At 59.2% G+C, this 24,229-nt stretch carries 20 protein-coding genes and 1 riboswitch; of the genes, 9 read left to right on the top strand and 11 right to left on the bottom strand.

Going from position 1 to position 24,229, the window contains the following annotated elements; genetic code table 11:
* Positions 1-28 precede the first annotated feature (28 nt).
* A complete protein-coding gene (locus tag CFBP5499_RS12115) occupies positions 29-991 on the top strand; it encodes a glycosyltransferase family 32 protein (RefSeq protein WP_175416705.1) in 963 nt (320 codons plus the stop codon).
* Here the strand turns inward: CFBP5499_RS12115 and CFBP5499_RS12110 are convergent.
* Both CFBP5499_RS12110 and CFBP5499_RS12105 read right to left on the bottom strand, forming a co-directional pair.
* Positions 983-1,726: a polysaccharide deacetylase family protein gene (locus CFBP5499_RS12110; protein WP_080827178.1), complete on the bottom strand. Its 744-nt coding sequence runs from the start codon at positions 1,724-1,726 to the stop codon at positions 983-985. The genes CFBP5499_RS12115 and CFBP5499_RS12110 overlap by 9 nt on opposite strands.
* Positions 1,723-2,820, bottom strand: coding sequence for a glycosyltransferase family 4 protein (locus CFBP5499_RS12105; RefSeq protein WP_080827179.1), 1,098 nt, complete (start codon positions 2,818-2,820; stop codon positions 1,723-1,725). Before CFBP5499_RS12105 ends, CFBP5499_RS12110 begins: the two co-directional genes overlap by 4 nt.
* Before the next feature lie 127 nt (positions 2,821-2,947).
* Here CFBP5499_RS12105 and CFBP5499_RS12100 point away from each other — a divergent pair, with 127 nt between their 5' ends.
* Together CFBP5499_RS12100 and CFBP5499_RS12095 are read left to right on the top strand one after the other, a co-directional pair.
* A complete protein-coding gene (locus tag CFBP5499_RS12100; RefSeq protein WP_175416704.1) occupies positions 2,948-4,288 on the top strand; it encodes a nucleotide sugar dehydrogenase in 1,341 nt (446 codons plus the stop codon).
* Between the two features lie 4 nt (positions 4,289-4,292).
* On the top strand, positions 4,293-4,775 hold the full coding sequence (locus CFBP5499_RS12095) for a class I SAM-dependent methyltransferase (RefSeq protein WP_080827180.1): 483 nt from the start codon (positions 4,293-4,295) through the stop codon (positions 4,773-4,775).
* A 37-nt stretch (positions 4,776-4,812) separates the two neighbouring features.
* Here CFBP5499_RS12095 and CFBP5499_RS12090 read toward each other — a convergent pair whose 3' ends face one another.
* From CFBP5499_RS12090 to CFBP5499_RS12075, 4 genes are all read right to left on the bottom strand, one after another.
* On the bottom strand, positions 4,813-6,507 hold the full coding sequence (locus CFBP5499_RS12090; RefSeq protein WP_080827181.1) for an adenylate/guanylate cyclase domain-containing protein: 1,695 nt from the start codon (positions 6,505-6,507) through the stop codon (positions 4,813-4,815).
* 273 nt (positions 6,508-6,780) lie between these two features.
* Positions 6,781-7,482 carry an MBL fold metallo-hydrolase gene (locus tag CFBP5499_RS12085; protein WP_175416703.1) on the bottom strand — a complete coding sequence of 234 codons (702 nt, stop codon included), beginning with the start codon at positions 7,480-7,482 and terminating at the stop codon, positions 6,781-6,783.
* A gap of 350 nt (positions 7,483-7,832) precedes the next feature.
* A complete protein-coding gene (locus CFBP5499_RS12080; protein ID WP_080827183.1) occupies positions 7,833-8,288 on the bottom strand; it encodes a cyclic nucleotide-binding domain-containing protein in 456 nt (151 codons plus the stop codon).
* Positions 8,289-8,331: 43 nt separating this feature from the next.
* Positions 8,332-11,049: an ABC transporter ATP-binding protein gene (locus tag CFBP5499_RS12075; protein ID WP_080827184.1), complete on the bottom strand. Its 2,718-nt coding sequence runs from the start codon at positions 11,047-11,049 to the stop codon at positions 8,332-8,334.
* A gap of 344 nt (positions 11,050-11,393) precedes the next feature.
* Here CFBP5499_RS12075 and CFBP5499_RS12070 point away from each other — a divergent pair, with 344 nt between their 5' ends.
* Positions 11,394-13,214 (top strand): alpha/beta hydrolase family protein, encoded by a 1,821-nt coding sequence (locus CFBP5499_RS12070; RefSeq protein ID WP_175416702.1) that lies wholly within the window; start codon positions 11,394-11,396, stop codon positions 13,212-13,214.
* On the opposite strand, the gene CFBP5499_RS12065 is transcribed toward CFBP5499_RS12070, so the two are convergent.
* The 5 genes from CFBP5499_RS12065 to CFBP5499_RS12045 are packed head-to-tail and all read right to left on the bottom strand — an operon-like array spanning position 13,182 to position 18,970.
* Entirely contained in the window at positions 13,182-15,638 is a 2,457-nt protein-coding gene (locus CFBP5499_RS12065; RefSeq protein WP_137081339.1) for a glycoside hydrolase family 2 protein, read from the bottom strand. The two genes, CFBP5499_RS12070 and CFBP5499_RS12065, sit on opposite strands and share 33 nt — an antisense overlap.
* Positions 15,635-16,618 carry a DUF1839 family protein gene (locus CFBP5499_RS12060; RefSeq protein WP_080827187.1) on the bottom strand — a complete coding sequence of 328 codons (984 nt, stop codon included), beginning with the start codon at positions 16,616-16,618 and terminating at the stop codon, positions 15,635-15,637. Before CFBP5499_RS12060 ends, CFBP5499_RS12065 begins: the two co-directional genes overlap by 4 nt.
* Before the next feature lie 6 nt (positions 16,619-16,624).
* A complete protein-coding gene (locus tag CFBP5499_RS12055; RefSeq protein ID WP_080827188.1) occupies positions 16,625-17,533 on the bottom strand; it encodes an amino acid--[acyl-carrier-protein] ligase in 909 nt (302 codons plus the stop codon).
* Between the two features lie 4 nt (positions 17,534-17,537).
* Positions 17,538-18,719, bottom strand: coding sequence for an acyl-CoA dehydrogenase family protein (locus tag CFBP5499_RS12050; RefSeq protein ID WP_080827189.1), 1,182 nt, complete (start codon positions 18,717-18,719; stop codon positions 17,538-17,540).
* Entirely contained in the window at positions 18,719-18,970 is a 252-nt protein-coding gene (locus CFBP5499_RS12045; RefSeq protein ID WP_080827190.1) for an acyl carrier protein, read from the bottom strand. The genes CFBP5499_RS12050 and CFBP5499_RS12045 overlap by 1 nt, the downstream gene beginning before the upstream one ends.
* Before the next feature lie 182 nt (positions 18,971-19,152).
* A riboswitch (TPP riboswitch) is annotated at positions 19,153-19,264 on the top strand.
* A 95-nt stretch (positions 19,265-19,359) separates the two neighbouring features.
* Between CFBP5499_RS12045 and thiC the strand changes: the two genes are divergently transcribed.
* From thiC to CFBP5499_RS12020, 5 genes are all read left to right on the top strand, one after another.
* Positions 19,360-21,183, top strand: a complete 1,824-nt coding sequence (gene thiC, locus CFBP5499_RS12040) for a phosphomethylpyrimidine synthase ThiC (protein WP_080827191.1) — start codon at positions 19,360-19,362, stop codon at positions 21,181-21,183.
* A gap of 1 nt (position 21,184) precedes the next feature.
* Positions 21,185-22,180, top strand: a complete 996-nt coding sequence (gene thiO / locus CFBP5499_RS12035; RefSeq protein ID WP_130932501.1) for a glycine oxidase ThiO — start codon at positions 21,185-21,187, stop codon at positions 22,178-22,180.
* Positions 22,158-22,355 carry a sulfur carrier protein ThiS gene (thiS, locus tag CFBP5499_RS12030; RefSeq protein WP_080827192.1) on the top strand — a complete coding sequence of 66 codons (198 nt, stop codon included), beginning with the start codon at positions 22,158-22,160 and terminating at the stop codon, positions 22,353-22,355. Before thiO ends, thiS begins: the two co-directional genes overlap by 23 nt.
* 4 nt (positions 22,356-22,359) lie before the next feature.
* Positions 22,360-23,133 carry a thiazole synthase gene (locus CFBP5499_RS12025; RefSeq protein ID WP_080827193.1) on the top strand — a complete coding sequence of 258 codons (774 nt, stop codon included), beginning with the start codon at positions 22,360-22,362 and terminating at the stop codon, positions 23,131-23,133.
* A gap of 88 nt (positions 23,134-23,221) precedes the next feature.
* Positions 23,222-24,226 (top strand): P1 family peptidase, encoded by a 1,005-nt coding sequence (locus CFBP5499_RS12020; RefSeq protein WP_080827194.1) that lies wholly within the window; start codon positions 23,222-23,224, stop codon positions 24,224-24,226.
* The last annotated feature ends 3 nt before the right edge of the window (positions 24,227-24,229 follow it).

Here is a 24,229-nt window from a genome sequence, read left to right as displayed (position 1 = left end):
GTTAACGGGCGCTTTTGAATGAGGATCCATGTCCGACAAGAAATATTATGACGCTGAGCTCGATAAAGCCCGGCAGTTGCAAAATGACGGCCGATATGCCGAAGCCAATGCGCTTCTCTTATCGCTGGTTGCAGCAAAAGACGCGCATGTGATGGGCGAGCGAACCGTGCTCGGCCTGCCACGCCGGCTGCATGCCGCGCGGCTGCGTCTCGCCAAGGCCGAAGGCGATCTCGTCGCCCGGATCGGTTATCAATACACGCTGGTTCCGCCGCCGCAGACGCTGGCAAAATATGCCCGGTTTTCCACGGAAGAACGGCGCATGATCAATCTCAAAAGCCGGGAGGATGTGCCGCGGCTCATTCACCAGATATGGATCGGGGAAAAAGCTCCGCCGGTATCGGTCAAGGCCTGGGCCGCCCATGCCGCACGGCATGGTTATGACTATCGCCTCTGGCGGGAGGCCGATCTTGAGCGGGAGGGCGTGTTTTCGAATAGTATCTTTAACAGGATGCTCGCCGAGGGCGATTATCCCGGCGCGGTGGATGTGGCCCGTTACATCCTGCTGGAGCGTTTTGGCGGCATCTATCTCGACTGCGACTGGTATCCGGCGCGCGATGACAGGAGTTTCGATGCTTCCCTGCCTTTGATGGGGCTGACGGCGTTTGACGAAAAAACGCCGCGCGATACGGGGCAGGGCAGCATGCTGCTTGCCAATTCCTTCATCGCTGCCCCCGCCGGACATCCGGTCTTCCGCAAGATGCTTGAGGCCTTTCCCGGGATCATCGAGGAAATGCCGCGTGCGCCGGCCTGGTGGTCGACCGGTCCTTTGATCTTCACTGTCATCGCCCGGGCGGGAAGCATCAGCCTTGCGCCGGCGTCGTTTGTCGCCGCGTCCCTTGCCGACCGTGCGCCGCTTGAGGCGGTGGAAGCGATCAGGCGGGAACTCGCCGCGCAGGAAAGCGGGATGCTGATCGCCTGGAAGTCATGGTGATATCCCGTTGACGAGGTCCTTCGAGGAACGCCAGCGGGCGGCAGGATGCCCGGTGGTCACTTCGAAAAGCCGCCGCAGGAAGCGCCACACAGTGTCGTCATGCACGAGATGATGGGTGAGGATGCCGGTCGTGCCGCCCTCTTCGGCGGTGCGCAGAATGCGGGCGGCGGTCTCGGAAAACAGGATATCGTCGTCACGGCCGCCGCGGCTGCCATGCCAGTCGATGACATCGACATGGGTGTTCAGACAAGGCGGCACGGTGTTTTTCTCAGGGCCGAAAACGGATAAGGCGCGATATCCGATATCCGCCAAACTCTTCACGATACCGGCGTCGATTCGGTTCCACGGCGGCACCAGCATTGGCACCAGACGACCGCCATGCAGGTCGTGGAGCTTATCCAGTCCCGATTGCAATTCATCAAGCACGATGGCCGGGTCGCGATGCGACCCGAGTTCCTGTTTCTTTTCTTCGGCCCCGGCGTAATTCACATGGGACCAGCCATGGACGGCGACCTCAGCGATATCTGAGGCATCCAGATGTGTTGCGAGCTTATCCGTCGTCATCTCGGGAATGACCGCGAGAGTGACCGGAACGGAAAAGCTGCCGCAAAGATCAAGCAATAGGTCGAGAGCCGGTGTCGGTTCCACGGCATCGTCGTCCCGCAGCCAGAGATCGGCCTTTATGCCGCGTCGGCTGCATTCATCCAGTGCCGCTTTGAGTTTTTCCAGACTCATGATCTTTGTGCCTTTGCCTGCAAAAGAATTTGGTTCAGCTTTGCTGCGGCGTTTTCCAGAGATCGTTCATTGATGACGAACTGGCGGGCCGCTTTTGCCAGTTCCTCACGCTGCCTGTCATCACCGAGCAGGGTCTTGATCGTCTCGGCATAAGCGGCTGTATCATTTTCCGGTGTCAGTAATCCTGTCGTGCCGGATTTTACCACTTCGGGAACGCCGGCGACTTTTTCGGCCACGACGGGCAGGCCGGCGGCCTGTGCTTCAAGATAGGCGAGACCATAGGCCTCGCCATGGCCCGGCCAGACATAGAAGGCAGCTTTTGAAAGAAGTGCCGCGATCTCCGTTGGGCTTTTTTCCCCGTGCCAGACGAGGCGGTGATCGGGAAAAGCGCTGAACATCGCCTCTACGGCCGCGCGTTCCGGGCCGTCGCCGACGATGTCCAGCGTCCAGTCGAGATTCCCAGGCAACAAGGCCAGCGCTTCGGATAGGGTACGATAGCTCGAGAGCTTGTCGCCCGCCCGCATCATGGCGACGGTGATGAGCCTTGCTGGCTCCGGCCGGGGTGTGTTGCTGAGAAATGCCCCGGCATCGATGAAGGGCGGCAACATCGCCCATTGCAGGGTGGAGGAAGCGCGCACAAGCCCTTCACGATCCCGCGCGGTGAAGCAGATATTGACCGCGGCCCCGTTCAATGCGGCGAGCAACCCGTCCTGAACCGCCTGCCAGCCCATGCCGTTGCGTTTCGGTGAATAGGATGCCTCGGCGGTGACATAGGAAAGGCCAAAACGCTGCACCAGTTCCGGGCCGAGCAGGTCAGGGGCCTTGTAATAGGGGTGATAACAAAACCAGAGGTCCGGCGCGCCCTCCCGCCGCCAGCGCTCCGCGATCGTTTCGATTTCGCGCCCGGCCTCATCGGCGAGCGATGGCCGCGCCGGATCGTCCGGCTGTTTCAGGAAGCTGCGTAGTTCGGAGGCGACGAAAACGTCGTGGCCGCCCATCGTCATCGCTTTCATCAACAGTCGGGCCATCAGCCGGTCGCCGGAGGGAACGGGATGGTTGGGCGATTTGAGCGGCGAATAAAAGGCGATCTTCATGCGGATGGTTGTGCGTCGCCGGCGGCTGGGGCGTCAACCGGAATTTGAAAGGGTCGAGCCTTGACAGGTCGGTCATTCTTGCCCAACTGAAAGGCATCTTTTGCACATGCGCGGAGCGTGACACGCTTTGACTTCTCCAGACATTTCCCAGACCTTGCTTTCCAGCATCGAAAACAGAAGCGCAAAAGCGGGGGTGATCGGCCTCGGCTATGTTGGCCTGCCGCTTGCCATGACGGTCGCCAAGGCTGGTTTCAAGGTTGTCGGTTTCGACATCGACCCCGGTAAAATTACTGCGATCGAAGCGGGCCGCAGCTATATCGAGGCAGTTTCCGATGAGGTGCTGGCAAGTGTGCGGCAGGATGACGGTTTCGTTGCCAGCAGCGATTTCTCCAGGCTGGCCGAATGCGATGTAATCGCCATCTGTGTGCCGACGCCGCTGACGAAATATCGCGAGCCGGACCTTTCCTATGTTGAAAAAACCTGCCGGGAGATTGCCACCCATCTGCGCAAGGGGCAGCTCGTGGTGCTGGAATCGACCACCTATCCCGGCACGACCGACGGGGTGGTGAAGACCATTCTGGAGAGCACTGGCCTGGTCTCCGGCGTTGATTTCTTCATCGGCTTTTCGCCCGAGCGGGAAGACCCCGGCAATAGCGACTTCGAAACCTCTACTATCCCGAAGGTCGTCGCCGGTGACGGCGAGGCTGCCGGAAAATTGATGGCCGCCTTCTACGGCTCCGTGGTGAAGAAGATCGTTCCGGTTTCGACCAATGCCACGGCCGAGGCGGTGAAAATCACCGAAAATGTCTTCCGCGCCGTCAATATCGCCCTCGTTAACGAACTCAAGGTCGTCTACGAGGCGATGGGTATCGACATTTGGGAAGTGATCGACGCGGCGAAAACCAAGCCGTTCGGTTTCATGCCGTTTTATCCCGGTCCGGGTCTCGGCGGCCATTGCATACCGATCGACCCGTTCTACCTCACCTGGAAATCACGCGAATATGAATTGCCGACGCGGTTCATCGAGCTTGCCGGCGAAATCAATACCGGCATGCCGCGCCATGTCGTCGGGCGGGTTGCCGAAGCGCTCGATATCCATTCCGGCAAGGCGCTCAGCCGCTCCAAGGTTCTGGTCGTCGGTCTCGCCTACAAGAAAAACGTGCCCGATATTCGCGAAAGCCCGTCGCTGAAGCTCATGGAGCTTATTCAGGAGCGCGGTGGCGAAGCGGCCTATTTCGATCCATATGTGGCGGAAATTCCGAAAACCCGGGAATATAGCCACCTTATGGGCATGAAATCCGTATCTTGGGACAGTAATACCATCGGCGGCTTCGATGCCGTTCTTGTCGCGACGGATCACGACAATGTCGACTATGCTGCGCTCAGCGACTGGGCGCCGCTGATCGTCGATACACGAAATGTCTTCGCGCGCCGGGATATCGCCGCAAAACACATCATCAAGGCCTGATAATATGAGCAGACTGGACAGTTTTATTCGCCGGTTGACCGCGCAGCGCGATATCCTCAACCATGTCGAGGCCGATCTCGATCTGCCCGATCAGGGCGCGCTCATGGAAATCGGGCTTGGAAACGGGCGCACTTTCAATCACCTGCGGGAACTGTTTCCGAACCGCCGTATCATCGCTTTCGACAGGGCCATGGGCGCGCATGCCTCTTCCGTTCCGGCGGCAGAGGATCTCGTGATCGGTGAAATCTCGCAAACCGCTCCGGCCTTCATCGGAACGGATGCGGCGATGATACATGCCGATATCGGCACGGGTTATCCGGAAAAGGATGCGGTTACTTTGACGTGGCTGCCCGATCTTGCCGCGGGCATGCTGGCGAAAGGCGGCATCGCCATCAGTGGCCTGCCACTCGATCATGCCATGCTGAAACCGCTGCCGGTGCCGGAAAGCGTGCCGACGGATCGATATTTTCTTTATCGCAAGATTTGACGGTGGACCGCCCTGCGACGGAAGCGCCGTGGTTGCCTTACAGATAACGCTCGCTCTCTTCTCTTGAGAGCAGATACACCTTCATCTGCGAGTTTCGTCCGCGAATGGCGATTTCTTCGCTTCTGAGATCGTCAATTTCCTGCCCAGCCTGAATGATGGCCGGTTCGGAAACGACGATGGCGGCGCCGAATTCCTTGGCCTTGGATTCGAGCCGGCTTGCCACATTCACGGTATCGCCTATGGCTGTCAGGGTTTTTGCCGCGCCATATCCCATCACGCCGACGATGCTCGGACCGGAGTGAATGCCGACCACCACTTCGAGGCGGACGGCGAATTGTTTTTCCAGCCCCTCGTTCAGGATTGCGATATCCCGCAATATGGTTGCGGCTGCCTTCATGGCGTTGCGACAGGCCCTGTCCGTATCCTCGCCAAGTCCAAAAAGGGCCATGGCGCCGTCACCGATGAATTTGTCGAGATGGCCACCGGCCTGTTCGACGGCCTGGCCGACGATGGTGAAATAGCGGTTGAGAAGGAAGACCACATCATAGGGCAGCCTCGCTTCGGACAGCGTGGTGAAATTGCGCAGATCGCAGAAGAGGATGGCGATTTCCTCTTCTCGACCGGGGCGGGCCTGCTGCGCATCCGCGGGCAGATCGCTCTCTCGGGGTGGTGAAACGAGAAGCGCGATGTCGAGATCGCTGGTGGGGCGCAGCTGACAGCCGAGCCGCACATCCGAATCGGCATGGATGCGCCTTAGCGTCGTCTGCTCGATGTCTCCGGGCGGCGGAAGGGGCCCTTTGCTGTTCAGAACCTTGACGCGACAGGTTGAGCAGCGCCCCTTGCCGCCGCAGACGGAGTAATGGGGAATGCCCGCAAGCCTGCTGGCTTCGAGAATGCTGAACCCGGCCGGGATCCGCGCCTGTGCGCCCTGTTCATAGTGGATTTCAATCGCGGTCAGCCGTTGCCGGAAGCTTCGCACACCGCGCAACACGAAGACCAGCATCACCGCGCCGGCAAAAATCGCCTCGGTTGCGCCGGTGATGAACCGGATTTGCGTTTCCATCTCCCTTTGCAGCGGGAGTTCGTCTCTCTGAATGGCGCTATCCGTCAGCCCCGGAGGAAGCGCATATTTCCGATCCACCTCTTCCAGCCAGCGGCCTGCATCGCTGAAGCCCAGCAACGCCAGGAGCGGCAGCATGACAGCCACCGTCATGAAGAGCCCGGCGATTTTCGGATACCACTCGCGATACCGCAGCCAGAAATAGAGGCCGATGCATCCATGGGTCCAGATGACAATCAATGCGAGGCTTTGCCACGCGCCTCCGACGGGATTGTTGATCCAGAGCCGTCGGATGACCGAATAATAACCGACGTCGATGCCATAAAGCATATGCGAGACTCGGATATTGACGGCGTGGCCGATGATCAGAAACGGGATCGACAGGCCGAATATGACCTGAAGCGCCTCACGCAGCGGCATGCGGAGCGTCCTGCGCAGATAAAGCGAACGCAGGACGAGGCAGACATGCACCACGACCGAACCGTAAAAAAGCAGGCTGCTGACGGGATTGAGCCAGATCAGGCTGAACCATTTTCGCGCCCGTTCAGCCGTGTCGATGGAAATGAGTGCAAGGGAATGATTGGAGAGATGGAAAAAAACGAAAGCAAATATGATGAGGCCGGATGAAATCCGGGCACGTCTTAAATTGGTCTCCGAAAAGAAACGGATCATGCAAATCCCATCAAATGGCCGTTCGGCATAGAATCATCATGCAATATGTGGTGGCGATCTCTTAGACCGCTTTGTCGCATTTCCCGACGGAAAACCGGGGTTCGCTTTTCCTGGAAATACCCTAAATGCAGGCGGCCTCGTGGCAATATCGTGGAGCAATTGTTCGGAAGTGGTCAATTGTGCGTGTTCGAAAATGCACGCATCGTGAAGGGTGTTCCATGAGGATGTCGAAAAACGGTTGAACGTCGAATCCTGGCGGAAGCCGGATTGCGATCAAAGTTCGATGATCTGTCCGTCCATCGCCGCAAATGCGCCGTTGAACTCGGCTTTCGCCTGTTTTTCGATATTATCCAGCTCCTCGTCGCTGCGGCTTGGGGCGTGGTGGATGAAGCCCACACTTTTCGCGTCGGCAAGCTTGGCAAGGCGGATTGCCTGTTGCCAGGAGGAATGGCCATAACCGCGGTAAAGGCCCATTTCCTCATCGGTGAACATGGCGTCATAGAGGAAAAGATCGACATCCCTGATGAGATCAAGAACGGTTTCGTCGATACTGCCGGGCTCATGTTCGGTATCGGTGATGATGGCCAGCGACTTTCCTTCCCAGTCCAGGCGATATCCGATGGCATTGCCGGGATGGTTGAGCATTCCGGTTCTGATCGATAGGCCGGGATGCACGTCCAGCATGTCGCCTGCCTTGAAATCCCGGGTGGCGATCTTTGCGCAGCAAATCTCCAGTGGCACGGGGAACCAGGGAGGGCTCATGAAATCCTTGAGCATTTCCCGGGTGGTCATGCTTCCGGCGAGGTGGCCTGACCAGATGGCGACATCGTTGGAGCTGTTATAAAAGGGCTTGAAATAGGGAAAGCCGACAATGTGGTCGTAGTGACAGTGCGAGAAGAACAGGTTGACGTCGGTAATGCCTTCCGCCCGCAGCGCAAGACCAGCGGGATGCAGGCCGGAACCGGCATCGAACAAAAGGACGTGATCACCGCATCTTACCTCGATGCAGATGGTATTTCCGCCGTATTTTCGGAAGTTTTCACCTGAAACGGGAAGCGTTCCCCGCGCACCCCAGATCTTTACCCGAAAATTTCTATTACTTTCCCGACTTCTTGTGTCGGAACCGAACGCCATGGCACACCCCAATAACAACGGAATCTTGCACGCTTTCCTCCCATGAAAGCCCGTTGTTTCTATCGATTCTTATATCCGCACATTTCTGGCGGGCCCCTTTACCCCTTATTCAGTCAGCATTTCATTTATATTGCAATAGTACGACATTTATTTTTCCAATATCGCCATTCAAGGTAGCAAGGAATTGTCGTTTATGTCTTGGCGCCTGCGCGTGCTTTGCTCAGCTCAGCCGTCGTCTGGGTAAGGCGTTCGGCGAGAACGCGCATGACCTTGATGGTGATGTCGGGGAAATCGGACATGAGCTTGAAGAACTGTTCCTTGCCGATGCGCAGGGCTTCCACATTGGTGGAGGCGCGGATGGTCGCGGTTCTGACACTGTCACAGAGAATGGCGATTTCACCGACGATGGCGTTGCCGGTCATTTCCGCCACTTTCAGCGTTCCCGATGGGGAATCGACCAGAACATCCACTTTTCCGGTCAGGAGAACATAGGCTGCATCGCCGACATCTCCCTGCCGGAACAGTATATCCCCGGCGTGATAGGACACCCGGTCGGATGCGAATGCGAGCAGCTTAAGTTTGGACGGTTCCATTTCCGAGAAAAACGGAACCCTTTTCAACATCTGAATTTCGTCTTTAAACAGCATTGCCTTACCCTGTTCCTGTTCCACCTCGGTCACATTCTTGGATTTATGTCGCGACCATGTCCTTGAATGTACCGTTTTCCTCGGCGAGAGTCTCGTAACTTCCGTCAGCCGTGATCAGGCCCTGATGAACGACGATCACCCGCTCGAACATACGTGATAGGTGTGCATTCGACAGAACCCAGACGATCGAGGGGTTATTGTTGTTCTGTTTCAGGAGTGTGATGACCCGTTCGACAATTTCCTCCTGCTGTCGGGGGTCGAGACCGGGAAGGGGGCGGTTGAAGACGTAATAATCGGATTTGCGGATCAGCGCCCGCGCGAGATTGAGTTTCTGGCGCTGAAGCGGGCCAAGCCGCTTGCCGCCGGCACCCAGGTTGAAATCCAGCCCCACCGCCAGCACGCGCTCATAGACGCCCTGCTTGCGCATGACATCCGCGACGATGCGGGTGATACGCCGCGAGGCGTCGGTATAGCGATGGCTCACCTTGCCGAAGAGAATATTGTCCAGAAGGCTGGTGGCGCTCATATATTTGGTGGGATCGTAGATTTCGATCACGTTTTTCAGACTATCGGGCAGGTTTTCGTGGAACATGTGCCGGACTTCGACGATCCGGTTCATGATTTCCGGCGACAACAGACCGAAACGCTGGCGAGGTTCGATGTAGAAGAAGCTCAGCCGCAGCATCGCGCGTTTTTCGCTTTCATTGGCCTCGTCGAAACTCTTTCCCTGAAGCCGCTGCAGCATCTGCTGGTAGACCGGAATGTCATCGGGCGTCATGAAGGTGAGCTGTTGGAAGAAAGGATGGTCTCCCGGCAGGTCGGCGAAGATTTCCACGATGTTTTCGGCAATCGTGTAGCCCATTTCGAACAGGGTTTTGACGAGGCCGGTTTCGCGCATCAGCGACCGGAAATAGTCGCTTTCGATGATGGTCCTGATCGTCTGTGTAGAGTCCCGCATGGTGCCGAACAACAGGTTTTCGCCAACCGTCGCCTCGCTATTGTAGCTCTCCAGCTCGAAAGGCGCGATGAGGCCGCTCAGATTTTCCTTTTCCAGCTCGGCGCGCAGCACATGACGCAGTTCCACGATGCGGGCGGCAAGATGCAGGTCGGTCAGAGGATCGATCGACGAGCGCAGGGCAAACTCCAGAATATCCTGTGACAACTCCACGCTATCGAGCACGGCCAGAATGGCCCGAATCAGATTTTCCGGCTTGCCGTCGCCGGCCGGGCTTGAGGCGTAATCGATCCACTCGCTGTTGATGTCGATCAGCGGATTGCCTGCCATCTTGGCTTCGCGGATTTCCCACTTGCGATGCTCCAGCGCAGCACCCTCGTAGTTCTTGTCTGCGAGTGGTGCGTGCTTGAGGCCGTAAAGCAGATTGTCCTTCAGGCTGGCGTGGAAAAAATAACTGTCCGAGGAAACATAGGAAATGCGCCGCCCGGTCAGCGATTCCGGCAGTTCCAATATGTCGATATCGTTGATGCTGACCTTGCCCGAGGTTGGCCAGATCGTGCGGCCGATCGCATCCGCCAGCGCCTCGGCTCCCGAGCCGCCGACGACGGCGATCACCTCGCCCGGCTCGATCTTCAGCGATGCCTGCTCCAGAAGCCGGCTGCCGCTATCATCCTCAAGCGTCAGATTGGCGATGACGAGCGGCGTGGTGATCGCCGCGACGGTTCCCGGGGACAGCTTCTGCACCTTGTCGTCTATCATGTTCGGCGTATTGAACTGTTCGAAGACCTGCTCGTATTTTACCTGGACATCCTGTCGTGCCTGATCCCAGTCGATCAGTTCCTTCAGCGGTCCAGGCAGTTCCTTATAGGCGTTGATGACGGCGACCAGCTGGCCGACATCGAGGCTGCCTTTCAAGGTGAGATAACCGCCGAGCGCATAAAAGAAGAAGGGTGTGAGCTGTGCCAGGAAGTTATTGATGAATTTGACGAGAAACTTCCACTGGTAGAGATCGTAACGGATCTTGAAGATATCGCCGAGCCGGTGCGAGGCGTCGGCACGCTCATAATTGGACGTGTCATAGGCATGGATCGTGCCGATGCCATCGACCATTTCGCCGATGCGTCCAGCCAGCTGGCGCGCGCTCAGCTGCCGCTGGCGGCCGAGTTCGATGAGGCGGCGGCGCATTTTGGGGATGATGCCGACCTGTATGGCGGCCATGAAAGCCGCGATCAGACCGAGCCATAAATTCTGCACGAGAATGAAGAAGAGCGCGGAGAGCGCCTGGCCGCCGAGAAGCGCCGGCTGCACGAAGGCATCGCCGGTAAATCCACCGAGCGGTTCCACCTCGTCCTTCACCATGCTGGAGATTTCAGCGCCTTTGACCCGCTTGAAATGCGAAGGCGGGAACCGCAGGATTTTGTCGATCAGTTCGAAACGGATACGCCGCAGAAGCCGCTCGCCGAGGCGGCCCTTGTAGGTATTGATGTAATATTTGAAGAGCCCGTTGATGATGACGAGCGCAAGGAACGTCAGGCTGAGCCCCATCAGCATCGACATGCGATTGAGTTCGAGCCCGGGGAACAACGTCACGGTGCCCCAATAGGGAATATCGACCGTGAGATGCATGAAGAGCTGCGTCGCGTTCGCCCCTTCGAAGCCATCCCCCTGAATAGGCCCGTTGACGATCTGTTTGGGCAGATCGAAAGCAAGGAAATAGGGAATCATGGACAGGGCCACGATCAGCAGAATGAAAAGCTGCTGCCGCCTCGTGTGCGACCAGATATAACGCGTAAGGCTTTGTTCCATATAAAACTTCTATGACCTGGCGGGCGAGGCCCGGCGTGTTGGTTTGCGCGGTGTCTAGACGATCCGGTGGGCGGGTGGCGCAACCTCCTCCTGCAGATAGGTGTGGGACTCGCTATTTATCAGTATATTCAAGCGGTTTCGAGCAAAATAGCGGGCCTGTCGAGACTTGTCCGTCACCCCGGCGATTGTTTTTGCAACGTGCAGGTGGCGAGCGATATAAATAGGACTATATTTTTAGACTTCTCTAATATTGTTGTTTTTATTGTAGAACAGGCGTTAAGACGCTTCGATATAATGATCCCGTAATGGTTGAGCCAGACACTGGCGCAATGATGGCAAGGTCGATGGCGATAGATATTTCAGAGCGTACAGGCAGCGATCCGTGTCTTGATGCATTGTCGCTTTCCGGCATTGGCCTGGATGGGGCGGTTGCACATCCGGTTTCTTTCGACGGGCTGACGGGGATTTTCCATCCGGCACGCAAGGATGTGAGGCAGGCCCACGCCGTTCTTTTCGTCAGCCCCTGGGGCATGGAGGAGCTGTGCAGCCGCAAGTTTCAGCGGGTTCTGGCAGAGAGGCTGGCGGCTCGTGGCGTTGCGAGCCTGCGATTTGACTATCTTGGCGCTGGTGATGCCTTCGACCCTGAGGATGCGGGCCGTGCGGCGGATTGGCTTTCCGACACGCGTGCGGCTTTCGCTTATCTGAAGCGTCTTTCCGGATGCGCGGACGTGGTGGTCGTCGGGCAGGGGCTTGGTTGCCTGATCTCGACGCAGGCGCTTGCCGATGTGGCGGGCGCTGGTTCCATGGCGTTTCTGGCACCTGTCGTTTCCGGCCGCGCCTATCTGCGCGAGCTGGCGATGTGGTCATCCATGATCGATGACGGCCTTGGTCTTCGGCCCGGTCAACGCCTCGGGGAAGCGGGCGCGATTGCGGGCATGACCATGCCTGAAGGTGTTGCGGATGCGATCAAGAAGACCAATCTTGCTAATCTCGCTGCCCCTCCGGCGCGCACCATTCTGGTTCTGTCGCGACCCGGCCGTGTGACCGATGCCGATTTCGCCAAACATCTTGCTGCAATCGGCGGTGAGGTGGAGGAGGCGGAGTTTTCCGGCTATGACGATCTCGTGTCCAGCCCCACGCTCTCGAAGATTTCAGGTGATGTGGTGAACCGGCTGATGGATTGGGTTCTCTCTCGGACCCATGCCGAGAGCTCTGCCAATAGCGGGGAGGATATCATCCTCAATGCTCCGCAGTGCGGCCGTGGTTTCATCGAGCAGCCGGTGCAGTTTGGCGAAGGCGGGCGGCTCTTCGGTGTGTTTTGCGGGCCGGATGACCGGGAGGCGGTGTCTTCCGTCCTCCTGCTTGGCGCCGCTTACGACCGGCATGCGGGCTGGGGCAGGCTTTCCGTGCAGATGGCCCGCGCCCTGGCGCGCGAAGGCGTTATGTCGCTGCGCTTTGACGCGGCCAATATTGCCGATAGTCCACCCGTCAAAAATGTGCCCGATCAGGTTCTTTACGATGCCGCGCAGAATGACGACGTGGCCGCTGCGCTCGATTTTCTCGGCACGCGCGGAAAGGGGCCTTTCATTGCGGCGGGCCGGTGCAGCGGCGCCTATCTCGCCTTTAACGGCGCGCTTGCCGATGATCGGATCGGTGCCGTGGTTGCGGTCAATCCAGTTGTTTTCCATTGGCGCAAGGGTCGCTCGGTGGACGAGGCGCTGCATAAACGGCCACGTTCCTTCGGGGAATACAGCCAGCGTTTCCGCCAGGGTGCGACGTTCAAGCGCCTCATCAGCGGTGATGTCGACGTAGCAAGCGCTGGGCTGAACATCCTCAAGGCGACGATGAAGCGGCTTTCGACAAAAACGGCAAAGCTGTTTCGCAGGGGTAGCGAGGAAGGGCGGGCCATCTTCGGCGCTTTCGACAGGCTGAAGGCAAAGAATACCACCGTCCATCTGCTTTATAGCGACAATGACGATGGCCTGCAGCATTTCCAGTATTATTTCGATGCCGACGGCGACGGGCTGGCGGCCTATCGCAACGTGTCGCTGACCATCATTCCCGACGCCGATCACAATCTCTCAACGCCGGAAGCGAAGACAATCTATATCGAAACGGTGAAACGGCTGGCTTTAGAAGGAAAACCGCCGGCTGGAGCCCAGTGACACGACCTCTCCGGAGGGAGGGGCTTCGGTTGTGGCGGTCTCCGCTAGAAGGCTGATTTTTCTGGTTTCGCCGGGGCCGAGATGGAACCAGCTTTCTGAGGCGCGGTAGCCCTCCGCCGCGATGTGGACCGATTGCGCCAGCCGGTCCGTGCCGATTTCGAGGGACCAGTTGCCGTTTGTTTCGCTGATTGCGACCTGAAGGTTTGCGACATGCAGCGCCTTTTTCCGGCCGAGCGGAAAATGGAAGGCGTCGGCGATGACATGTCCGGTCGTAACATTCCGAAGACGGGCGATCGTCACATCGTGGGATGGCGGGCCGAAGCGGTAGGCATAGGTCGTATCGAAAAAAGCGCCGAACAGGTCCGTTGCGGCAATCGTCTGGCTTTGCCGGGGCAACAGCGTGAGTGGCCGTTTGGCATGAACAACGGGCTGCACACCTTCGCGCAGGCAAGTCAGCTCCAGCATGGCGTCCAGGCTGTCGCCGGTCTCGTTGAGGATGTGAATGTCGAGCCCGTTAGTGCCTTCGTCGGAAAGGCTGACCTGAACGGGGCGGAACGCTCTTTTCAGCGCATGCCAGACGGATTTGGGCCTGCCGGCGGCATCGATGATACCCCAGCCCGCGCCGGGAACGAGGTCCTGCAGCGTCCAGACCAAAGCGCCCTGACGGGAGGAGCCACTGCGCCGCCATTCCGCGAAAGTCGCCTCCATCACCTCGGCCGTCGCGGCACGCGACATGTCGAGATAAAGGGCGCCATCTTCCCGCCGCAGCACATCCGGTTCGATCTCGTAAAGCAGCTTCAGATAATGATCGCGGACATCCTCGAAATCCCAGGAGGCGCCGCGGTCACGCGGTGTTCTGGCTTTCCAGCGTGGATCGTGAACGGCCACGCCGGGAAGATATCTGTCCAGCGTCTCCTGTTCGGGAATATTGGCAAAGGCGAGACATTCGGCGGCAAAGCGCAGATCGGCGCGGCGGGCATCTTCCAGCGGCCGGCAATAGGCGCCCACGCCGTAATAATGGCCGATGCCGGCGTTGGGGAAGAAGGGCAAAGCACCGCCGGAAGGGGAATTGGCGACATAGGCCGCATCCGGTCGTTTTTCGGCGACCAGTTCCGGCAGGACCTCCTCGGTCAGCGTTCCCTTCCATATCTGTTCTGGCAGGCCGAGCATTGCGCCCTGCTGGTACATTTCACTGCCGCCGCAGAAGACGACGAGCGATGGAGAAAGCGCGGTGGCTTCGAAGAACTGCGAGATTTCCGTGACGATATGCTGGCGCAGGCCGTCATCTTTCGCCGGGTAATCGAAATTGGCGAGCATGGCATCCTGCCAGACCATGATGCCGAGTTCGTCGCAAAGCGCGAAGAATTCCGGCGTCTCATAAGCCATGGTGCCGCCGACGCGGATCATGTTCATGCCGGCTTCCGCGGCTTTTCGCAGCCAGGGCTCATAATCCGGCCTTGTTCCCGGCAGGCGCAAAATGTCGGCTGTCGTCCAGACCGCACCGCGGCAAAAGACCGGATGACCGTTCACTTTGAGGCCGAAACCGTTTCCGTCGTCGCCACGGTCGATCTCGATCTGCCGGAAGCCGGTGCACCCAAGGTGATGTCGGGTACTGTCCAGTTCGAGAACGACCTCGTGCAGAGCCGGCCTGCCATGTGTGTGCGGCCACCACTGCTCGACATCGGATATGCGCAGTTCACCGGACAGCTTGCCGTTTTCGCCCGGAGACCGATCGACGTTGTAACCGGCGCAGCCAAGCCTTGCCGATTTTATGGGCCGGCTGGTTTCCAGCACGATGTTGACAGTTCCCGTTCCATCCTCGTCCAGCGAAGACCGGAGCGTGCAGAGCACCCCGTCCTGTCTGATGAGGCTGATGGGTCGCCATGGGCCGGCGGCGTGGATTTCCGGGCACCAGCCGGGCATGTAACCCAGCGCCGTGGTGCGGATCAGCCGCAGCCCCTGCGTATTCATCATCTGCGGCCGCCAGCGTGCGCGGGGACCGGGTTTTTCAAGCCGGGGCGCCAGCGCCCGGAAGCAGATCGAAAGCTCATCCGCGCCCGTCAGTTTGACGGGCACTTCGAGCCTTTCGAACATGCTCTGGCTCGCGGCAATCAGCTCGCCGTTGAAGAATATTTCGGCAATGGTGGAAAGACCATCGAAGCGCAGGGTGGCCCGTTCACGGGCGTCTGAAATCATCGTCAGGCGATACCAGGCATCCCTGTCATTGAGGGCGACGGGAGCAAGGCGATCGAATTTTCCGGCCGCTTCCAGAGCCTGCGCCACGGTGCCGGGAACGGAGACATGAAGGCTTTCAAGCGATGCGGGAATATCAGACGGGGTCTCAAAGGCATCGGCGGGCGTCAGTGTCAGCGTCCAGCCTTCACTCAGCAACTCCTCGCTTTCTCCCGGAAGGTAAGTCCTCACGCGGCCTCGCTGGCATCAGACAGTTTTTCGCCAAGGCTTTCCATCAAACCATCCCATGCATCCGCGGCCGGATCGAGAACGGTCGCCAGCGCATCGAATTTACGGCGGGTGACGGCGCGGGCAAGCTGGAACTGCACGGTCTTGGCAACCTCGGAGATTTTGAGCGCGTGGTCTCTTGCTTTCGAAAAACCGTCCGCATCCAGCCATTCGAGGTGGCTTGCCGCCAGTTCGAAATTGGCGCCGAGCTGGCGCAGCGTGTTGAAGGCGTATTTGTGGAAGAAGCCGAAGGGCCTGTCGGCGACCTTTTCGACCTGCGCCGGAAATACGTTTGCAAAAGCCCGGACCGGGTTGGCGGAGGGGCGTCTGGAAAAATGAAACTTCAAGAGCCGTTCGGCCGTTTTGCGACTATGCGCCGGTGAAGGATTGCCGTCCGCGAATTTCGCAAATTCGGTATAGGGCAGGAAAGGCGGGTCGGTCTCGGTGAGATGATGCTGGAACAGCCCGTCAAAGTCCTCGCCGGAGAGATGGAAGAAGCCGGCATTGTGGAAATAGTCCAGTTCCCGCTTTTCGAGATCGAGCCGGTTGATGGCGACGGTGGTCTTGCCGTGTTCCTTCCGGTAGCCCACCCCATGGGTGTCGGGCATATAGAAGCTGTCCATCTCGATCAGGCAGATGCGGCCGCGCTCCAGCTGCGCCCCGATATGGTCTTCCACCTTGTCGAAGATCGCAAGTTCGGTGGCGCGAACGCCATAAAGTGCTTCGAGGTCTTCCAGCGGCACCTTGAAAAAGGTGAACTGGTCACCTTCGAAATCCTGCGTCAGGGTGAAACCGAACATGGCTTCCGGGGCTAAGCCTTTCGAGGCCAGTACCTCAATCCATAAATCGATGTAGCAATTGGTTTCCGGCCACATTCTTTCGGAGGAATGAAGCGGATGCTGCATATAGTTTTTGGGATCGAGACCGGGAAAAATCTGCCGCATGAAGGATCAGCCCCAGAGTGTTTCCACGACCTTTGCAGGCCATTTCTTCACGTCGAGACCGTGATGCGCAAACAGCGCCAGCGCGATGCGCTCAAGGCCGAAACCGACGCAGGCGGTGTGGGCGACATCGCCATTCTCGAGGTTCAGACCCCATTTCTGACCGAAGGCATCCTGGTGGTAATTGAAGCTCATGCAGGCCGTCGGGCTGGTCGCTGACGTGACCGGAATCAAGAGCTCGAATTTCAGGTTCTGGTCGCGCTGGTTGTTGGCCAGCATCTTGCCGGCGCGGCCGAAGAAGGGATCGTTGGCGATATCGATGGTGACGTCGAGCCCGACTGCTTTCATCATCTCCACGCCGCGATCCATCCAGGTCTGGCGGAATTCGGTGACGTCGGACTCGGTGCCCATGCAAACATATTCGCGCATGCGGAAAAGCTGCTGGCGGGCGGGATCCTTGGAGGGTTCATGACGGAAGCAATAGGACTGGATGTCATAGAGACCGCCGCCGGCAGGCAGCGCGCCGCGCTTGGCGATGGTCGGGTAAAGCGGGTAACAGGCTGCCGGCGTCAGCACGATGTCGGTGGCTTTCTGGTCTTTCGTCCAGTCGCCGCCCTCATCCATGGTTTTCAGCAGGCTGACATGGTCGAGCTCGCAGCCGCAGAAGGAATGGACCGTGCCGGCCAACTGCGGGAAGCTCTTCATGTAGCCGCTTTTTTCAAAATGGGCGCGGTTGATGCCGGGCGGAAAACGGATCGCTTCGGCGTCATCGGCGGCGCCCGTGCGGTCGATCAGCCGCTCGAATGCGGCAATCACGTCCTCGAATTGGCCACTGCGGCCATAAAGACCGTCCACACCCGTTTCAATCAGCAGGCCTTCTTCGAACAGTCGATCGAGGAACGATGTTTGCATGTCCATGGTCTTATCCCAAGAGGCTGGTGTCCTGCTTGTGAACCAGCAGGAGATTGGCGGAATTGCCGAGAATGCGGTCGTTGGAAATCATCAGCCGGGCAGAGTGCGCGTCGCGCAGGTGCCGGCCAAGACTATAGGGCGTGCCGTTCTTGTAGCCCATGATGCCGCAGACCAGCATGGCATGGTCGATGATCTCAAGAATGGTTTCCGAAGAGCAGATTTTTACATTGTTCATGGCCACCGCAAACGCCATCGACATCAGCTTTTCGGGATCGCTCTTGGTGTCCTCGTAAGCCTTGATGCCGGCGATGATGTTGGATTTGACCACCTGTAGCTTGGTGGAAACCTCTGCAAGGCGGATAGCGCCCGGAGGGGCGGTGCCGGGCGATTTGCGCGCCGCGGCTCTGATGAAGGATTGGGCGCGCAGCACTGCGTCGGAGGCGATGCCATACCAGACGGCGCTCCACAGGAGATGCGAGCTTGCAAGCATGGATTGTGCAGCGATTTCCGCGAAAGGCTTCGGGAAAATCTGCGCCGCCGGCGCTTCGCCGCGGAACAGGAAGCCATCCGAACAGGTGCCACGCATGCCGAGCGTATCCCAGACATGGGTCTTTTCGAGCGTGTACTGATTTTTCAGGAATACGGTCATCACCTGATCGGCGGGCGCGGCATCCTTGTGGGCGCGCGAGGTGATGAGGATCGCATCGGCATTGCTACCATAAGAAATGACGGTGGCATCCTTTTCCAGCCGGCAGCTATCGCCTTCGACTTCGATCGCGCAGATGGAGTTGCGCAGATTGCCGCCAATGCCGCCTTCCGTGGTGGCGGAGCCAAGCAGAAGCTGTTCGCCGGCAACGCGGCGCATGAAGCCCGGATGCCAGGTGCTCTCCACGCCGTGTTCCACAAGGCTGGAGAGCTTGATGTGGTGCATGGCGAAAATCATCGCGGTTGCCGAACAGGCCTGGCCAAGCCGGGCGCAGATATCGGCGATCTCCTGAACGGACGCGCCTTCGCCGCCGAGCGAGGAGGGCACCTGAATGCCCAGCAGGCGTTCCTGCCGCAAGGCATCGACGGCTTCCTGCGGGAAGCGGCCGGTGACATCCACCTCGTCCGCATGCTTTGCGGCAATGGTCGCGACACGGCCCGCGCGCGCGGACAGAGTTTCATCCTGCGGCGCTACGGTCACGTTCATCAGGCAGCCTCTTTACCATCCAGAATGATCTTAACGGTGTCTTCAATGGCCTTGATGCTGGCGAAGGACTTGCGGTTCAGCAGGTTGTCAGGGAATTCGATGTCGAAAGCTTCTTCAATTCCCAGCATCAGTTGTACCGACGCAAAGGAAGAAAGGCCTGCCGCATAAAGATCGGCTTCATCTGCAATCGTATCGATGGGGGTAGGAAGCTGGCCGAATTTTGCCAGTATTTCACGAATAGTCGCATTCATTCCGACGTATCTCCAATGAAATCAACATTAGGAAGGTTTGTGCTTATCGTTATGCCGCAAACGATAATATTCACCTAAACCGTTAGGTTAATTACAACTAACGGCAGCATGCGCCATTCCCGCACCTTTGCCAAGCGTTGATGAGCGGCCTTGACAAAAGCCGGGCGGTGTCTTTTTCTGTGGCCATTCACCAGGGGTGTCCCGTCAAGGGGCTGAGATTCTGCTTTCATGCGCAGTGACCCGTTGAACCTGATCCAGTTCATACTGGCGTAGGGACGGTGCAAAGACCTTGATGTCGGCTGGCGTGTGCATTGCGCTGTCGGCGCTGCGGTATTTTCCATCATTCCGGCTCGAACTGGGTCTCCACTGTCAAACTTTGGAGCCTCAAGATGAATATCGCTGCCAAGAATATCCCGCTGTCGGTCACCACCGGGCCGCATGCCGCCTCCACGAAAATCCACAAGCCAGGAATTTTACATCCGCATATCCGCGTGCCGATGCGCGAGATCGCCGTCCATCCGACGGCGGGCGAACCGCCGGTGACGGTTTATGATTCCTCCGGCCCCTATACCGATCCCACACATCCCGTTCTGATCGAAAAGGGTTTGCCGCGACTGCGTCACGACTGGGTTGTGGCACGTGGTGATGTCGAGACTTACGAGGGTCGGCACGTCAAACCGGAGGATAACGGCTTTGCCACCGGCGAACGGCTGACGCCGGAATTTTCCGTGCGCCACCAGCCGTTGAAAGCGACGGCGGGCACGGCGGTGACGCAGCTTGCCTATGCGCGTGCCGGCATCATCACGCCGGAAATGGAATTCATCGCCATCCGCGAAAATCTCGGGCGCGAGGCCGCGAAGGAAAAGCTTGCACGCGACGGCGAGAGTTTCGGCGCGCATATTCCTGATTATGTCACGGCGGAATTCGTGCGTCAGGAAGTGGCATCGGGTCGCGCTATCATTCCCGCCAACATCAACCACCCGGAACTTGAGCCGATGATCATCGGCCGCAATTTTCTGGTGAAGATCAACGCCAATATCGGCAATTCCGCCGTCACCTCCTCCATGGCGGAAGAGGTGGAAAAGACGGTCTGGGCCATCCGCTGGGGTGCGGATACCGTCATGGACCTTTCGACCGGGCGCAACATCCACAATATCCGCGAATGGATCATCCGCAATTCGCCGGTGCCGATCGGCACGGTGCCGCTTTATCAGGCGCTGGAGAAGGTCAACGGCATTGCCGAGGACCTCAACTGGGACGTGTTCCGCGATACGCTGATCGAGCAAGCGGAGCAGGGCGTCGACTACTTCACCATCCATGCCGGGGTGCGGTTGCATTACATCCCGCTCACCGTCAATCGTGTCACCGGCATCGTCTCGCGCGGCGGGTCGATCATGGCCAAGTGGTGTCTGCATCATCATCGCGAAAGCTTCCTCTATGAGCATTTCGAGGAGATTTGCGACATCTGCCGCGCTTATGACGTCTCCTTCTCGCTGGGCGATGGTTTGCGTCCCGGCTCAATTGCGGACGCCAATGATGCGGCGCAGTTCGCCGAGCTGGAGACGCTGGGCGAGTTGACGCAAATCGCCTGGGCAAAAGATTGCCAGGTGATGATCGAAGGCCCCGGCCATGTGCCGATGCACAAGATCAAGGAAAATATGGACAAGCAGCTGAAGACCTGCGGCGAGGCGCCCTTCTACACGCTTGGGCCGCTCACGACAGATATCGCGCCCGGTTACGACCACATCACCTCAGGCATCGGGGCGGCGATGATCGGCTGGTTCGGTACGGCCATGCTCTGCTACGTCACGCCAAAGGAACATCTCGGTTTGCCTGACCGGAACGACGTAAAGGTCGGTGTTATCACCTACAAGATCGCCGCCCACGCCGCCGATCTTGCCAAGGGCCATCCGGCCGCGCAGGTGCGGGACGATGCGCTGTCGCGCGCAAGGTTCGAGTTCCGCTGGGAAGACCAGTTCAACCTGTCGCTCGACCCGGATACCGCGCGCTCCTTCCATGATGAGACGCTTCCGAAGGAGGCGCACAAGGTCGCGCATTTCTGCTCCATGTGCGGGCCGAAATTCTGCTCGATGCGGATTTCCCACGATATCCGCGCCGAGGCCCAGAAGGAGGGGCTGGAGGCCATGGCTGCGCGCTTCAAGGAGGGTGGCGAGCTTTACATGCCGCTGCCGACGCCAGCGAGCGCCGAATAAAATGCGTGTTCTCGTCAAGGGAACGGGGGTCGCCGGACTGACGGCGGCCTTCGAGCTGGCACGTAGTGGCGTCACCGTGGAGGTTTGCGAGCGCAATGCCGAACCGTCGCGCGGCGCATCCTTTTATGCGGGCGGCATGCTGGCGCCCTGGTGTGAGCGTGAAAGCGGGGAAGAGGCGGTTCTGACGCTCGGCCAGGCCGCGCTTGACTGGTGGGATGAAGCGACACCCGGCCTTGTGGTCCGCAACGGCACGCTGGTGGTCGCGCCCGCCCGTGACAAGGCGGAGCTGTCGCGTTTCGCATCGCTGACCAGCGGCTATCGCTGGGTGGACGAGGCCGAAATCGCCGATCTGGAGCCCGATCTTGCCGGGCGCTTCCGGTCCGGGCTCTATTTCGCCAACGAAGGGCATCTCGATCCGCGCCTCGCACTTGCATCGCTGTATCGGCGGCTTTGCAGCATGGGTGTGCGGTTTCACATGGGCGTCCCGGTGAATGAGCGGCCGTTCGACCGGGTGGTGGATTGCACCGGGCGTGCGGCGGTGGGCAAGATTTCCCGCCTTCGCGGTGTGCGGGGAGAGATGCTCTATCTCGCCACGCGGGAGGTTTCTCTCTCCCGTCCCGTCCGGCTGCTGCATCCGCGCATTCCGCTCTACATCGTGCCGCGAGAGCCCGGCCGCTTCATGGTGGGCGCGACGATGATCGAGACGGAGGATGCCGGCGCCATTTCCGCCCGTTCGATGATGGAATTCCTGAATGCCGCCTATGCCGTGCACCCGGCCTTTGCGGAAGCGGAAATCATCGAGACCGGCACGGGTGTGCGTCCGGCCTATCCCGACAATCTGCCAAAAGTCACCGAGGATGGCCGAACCATCTTCATCAACGGCGCGTACCGGCACGGCTTTCTGCTCTCGCCGGCAATGGCGCGGCAGGCGGCCCGGATCGTGTGTGAAACTCTTATTCAAAAGGAACAGGATCATGAAACTCTTGGTGAATGGTGACGAGCTTGATCTCGCTGCCGAGACGCTGGGCGGTCTGCTCGCCAGCCTCGACTATGAAGGCGAGTGGCTGGCGACGGCGGTCAATGGCGATCTGGTGCATTCGGAGGAACGCGCCGGTTACGTGCTGAAGGCTTTCGATCGTGTCGAAATCCTCTCACCAATGCAGGGAGGTTGAGGCCATGCTGACGCTTTATGGCCGCGAGGTCTCTTCCCGTCTTCTGCTCGGCACGGCGCGTTATCCGTCCCCCGCCGTGCTCGCGGATGCGGTGCGGGCCAGCAATACGGATATTCTGACGATTTCGCTGCGACGGGAAATGGCGGGGGCCAAGAAGGGCGGTCAGTTTTTCGAGCTGATCCGCGAACTGGACCGCCATATCCTACCCAATACGGCCGGTTGCCACACCGCCAAGGAAGCGGTGCTGACGGCGAAGATGGCCCGCGAGGTGTTCCGTACGGACTGGATCAAGCTGGAGGTCATTGGCCATCACGATACGTTGCAGCCCGATGTCTTCGCGCTCGTCGAAGCGGCAAAAATCCTCTGCGATGAGGGTTTCGAAGTCTTTCCCTATACGACGGACGATTTGGTCGTGGCCGAGAAACTGCTGGAGGCCGGCTGCAGGTTACTGATGCCCTGGTGCGCGCCGATCGGCAGCGCCATGGGGCCGCTCAACCTGACGGCACTGAAATCGATGCGGGCGCGGTTTCCCGACGTGCCGTTGATCGTTGACGCAGGGATCGGCCGGCCCTCCCATGCGGTGACCGTGATGGAGCTTGGTTACGATGCCGTCCTCCTTAACACGGCGGTTGCCGGTGCGTGTGATCCTGTCGGCATGGCGGAGGCTTTTGCCCGCGCCATAGAGGCTGGCCATCGGGCGTATCTTTCGGGACCACTGGAGCCACGGGATATGGCCGTTCCTTCGACACCCGTGATCGGGACGGCGGTTTTCTCCTGATCGAGGCTTTCCGCCAAGGTCTGGCACGCCACCTTTTGCGTTGACAGTGCCCCGCGGCGGCGGGATACCGGGAGGAAAGGGGAACGGCATGGCGGCACGCAACAATCTTCTCACGGATATCGACGGTGTTCTGGTCGGCAACGTCACCGATCTCTCCCTCGGCTCCGGTGTCACAGCGATTGTTTTCGAAAAGCCCGCCATCGCCTCCGGCTCGGTTCTCGGCGGTGCGCCCGGTGGGCGTGATACCGGTCTGCTGGACCCCGCGATGACGGTGGAAACGGTGGATGCGCTGGTGCTTTCCGGCGGTTCGGCCTTCGGGCTGGATGCGGCGGGCGGGGTTCAGGCCGGGCTGCGGGAGATCGGCCGTGGCTTGCAGGTGGGCTCCACCCGCGTGCCCATCGTCCCGCAGGCGATCCTCATGGATCTGTTGAATGGCGGGAATAAGGACTGGAGGCTGCATTCGCCCTATCGCGAGATGGGATATGCGGCTTTCAAGGCGGCAGGCCGCGACCCTTTCGAACTTGGAACGGCGGGTGCAGGAACGGGTGCGACGACCGCGACCTTCAAGGGCGGGCTCGGTTCGGCAAGCGCCATCAGTTCTGGCGGATACAAGGTTGCGGCCATCGTTGCCGTCAATGCGCTTGGTTCCGCAACCGTCGGCATGAGCCGCCATTTCTGGTCAGCACCTTTTGAAGTGCATGGCGAATTCGGCGATCGCGGTTTTCCTGCGCGCTTTACAGCTGACGATACGGCGCTTCGCCTCAAGGGCGTCAATCTTACCGCGACGACCATCGGCGCGGTGGTGACCGACGCTGCATTGACCAAGGCGCAGGTCCATCGGCTCTCCATCATGGCGCATGACGGGCTGGTGCGTGCGGTTCTGCCCGCTCATCTGCCGAGCGACGGCGATACCATGTTCGCGGCTGCGACCGGCGACAAACCGCTTGAGGGCGGCGTTCATTTTGCCGAGCTTTGTTATCTCGCGACAATAGTGATGGCGCGGGCGGTGGCGCGGGGCGTCTATGAGGCGACGGTGCTGCCGGTGGATGGGGCGCAGAGGGCCTATCGTGACATTCATGGCCGGGGTGTTTGAACT

This window comes from Agrobacterium tumefaciens, assembly GCF_005221325.1.
Taxonomy (GTDB): Bacteria; Pseudomonadota; Alphaproteobacteria; order Rhizobiales; family Rhizobiaceae; genus Agrobacterium.
The sequence above is the reverse complement of the archived record's forward strand: the minus strand, read 5'-3'. Positions and strand labels throughout refer to the sequence as shown.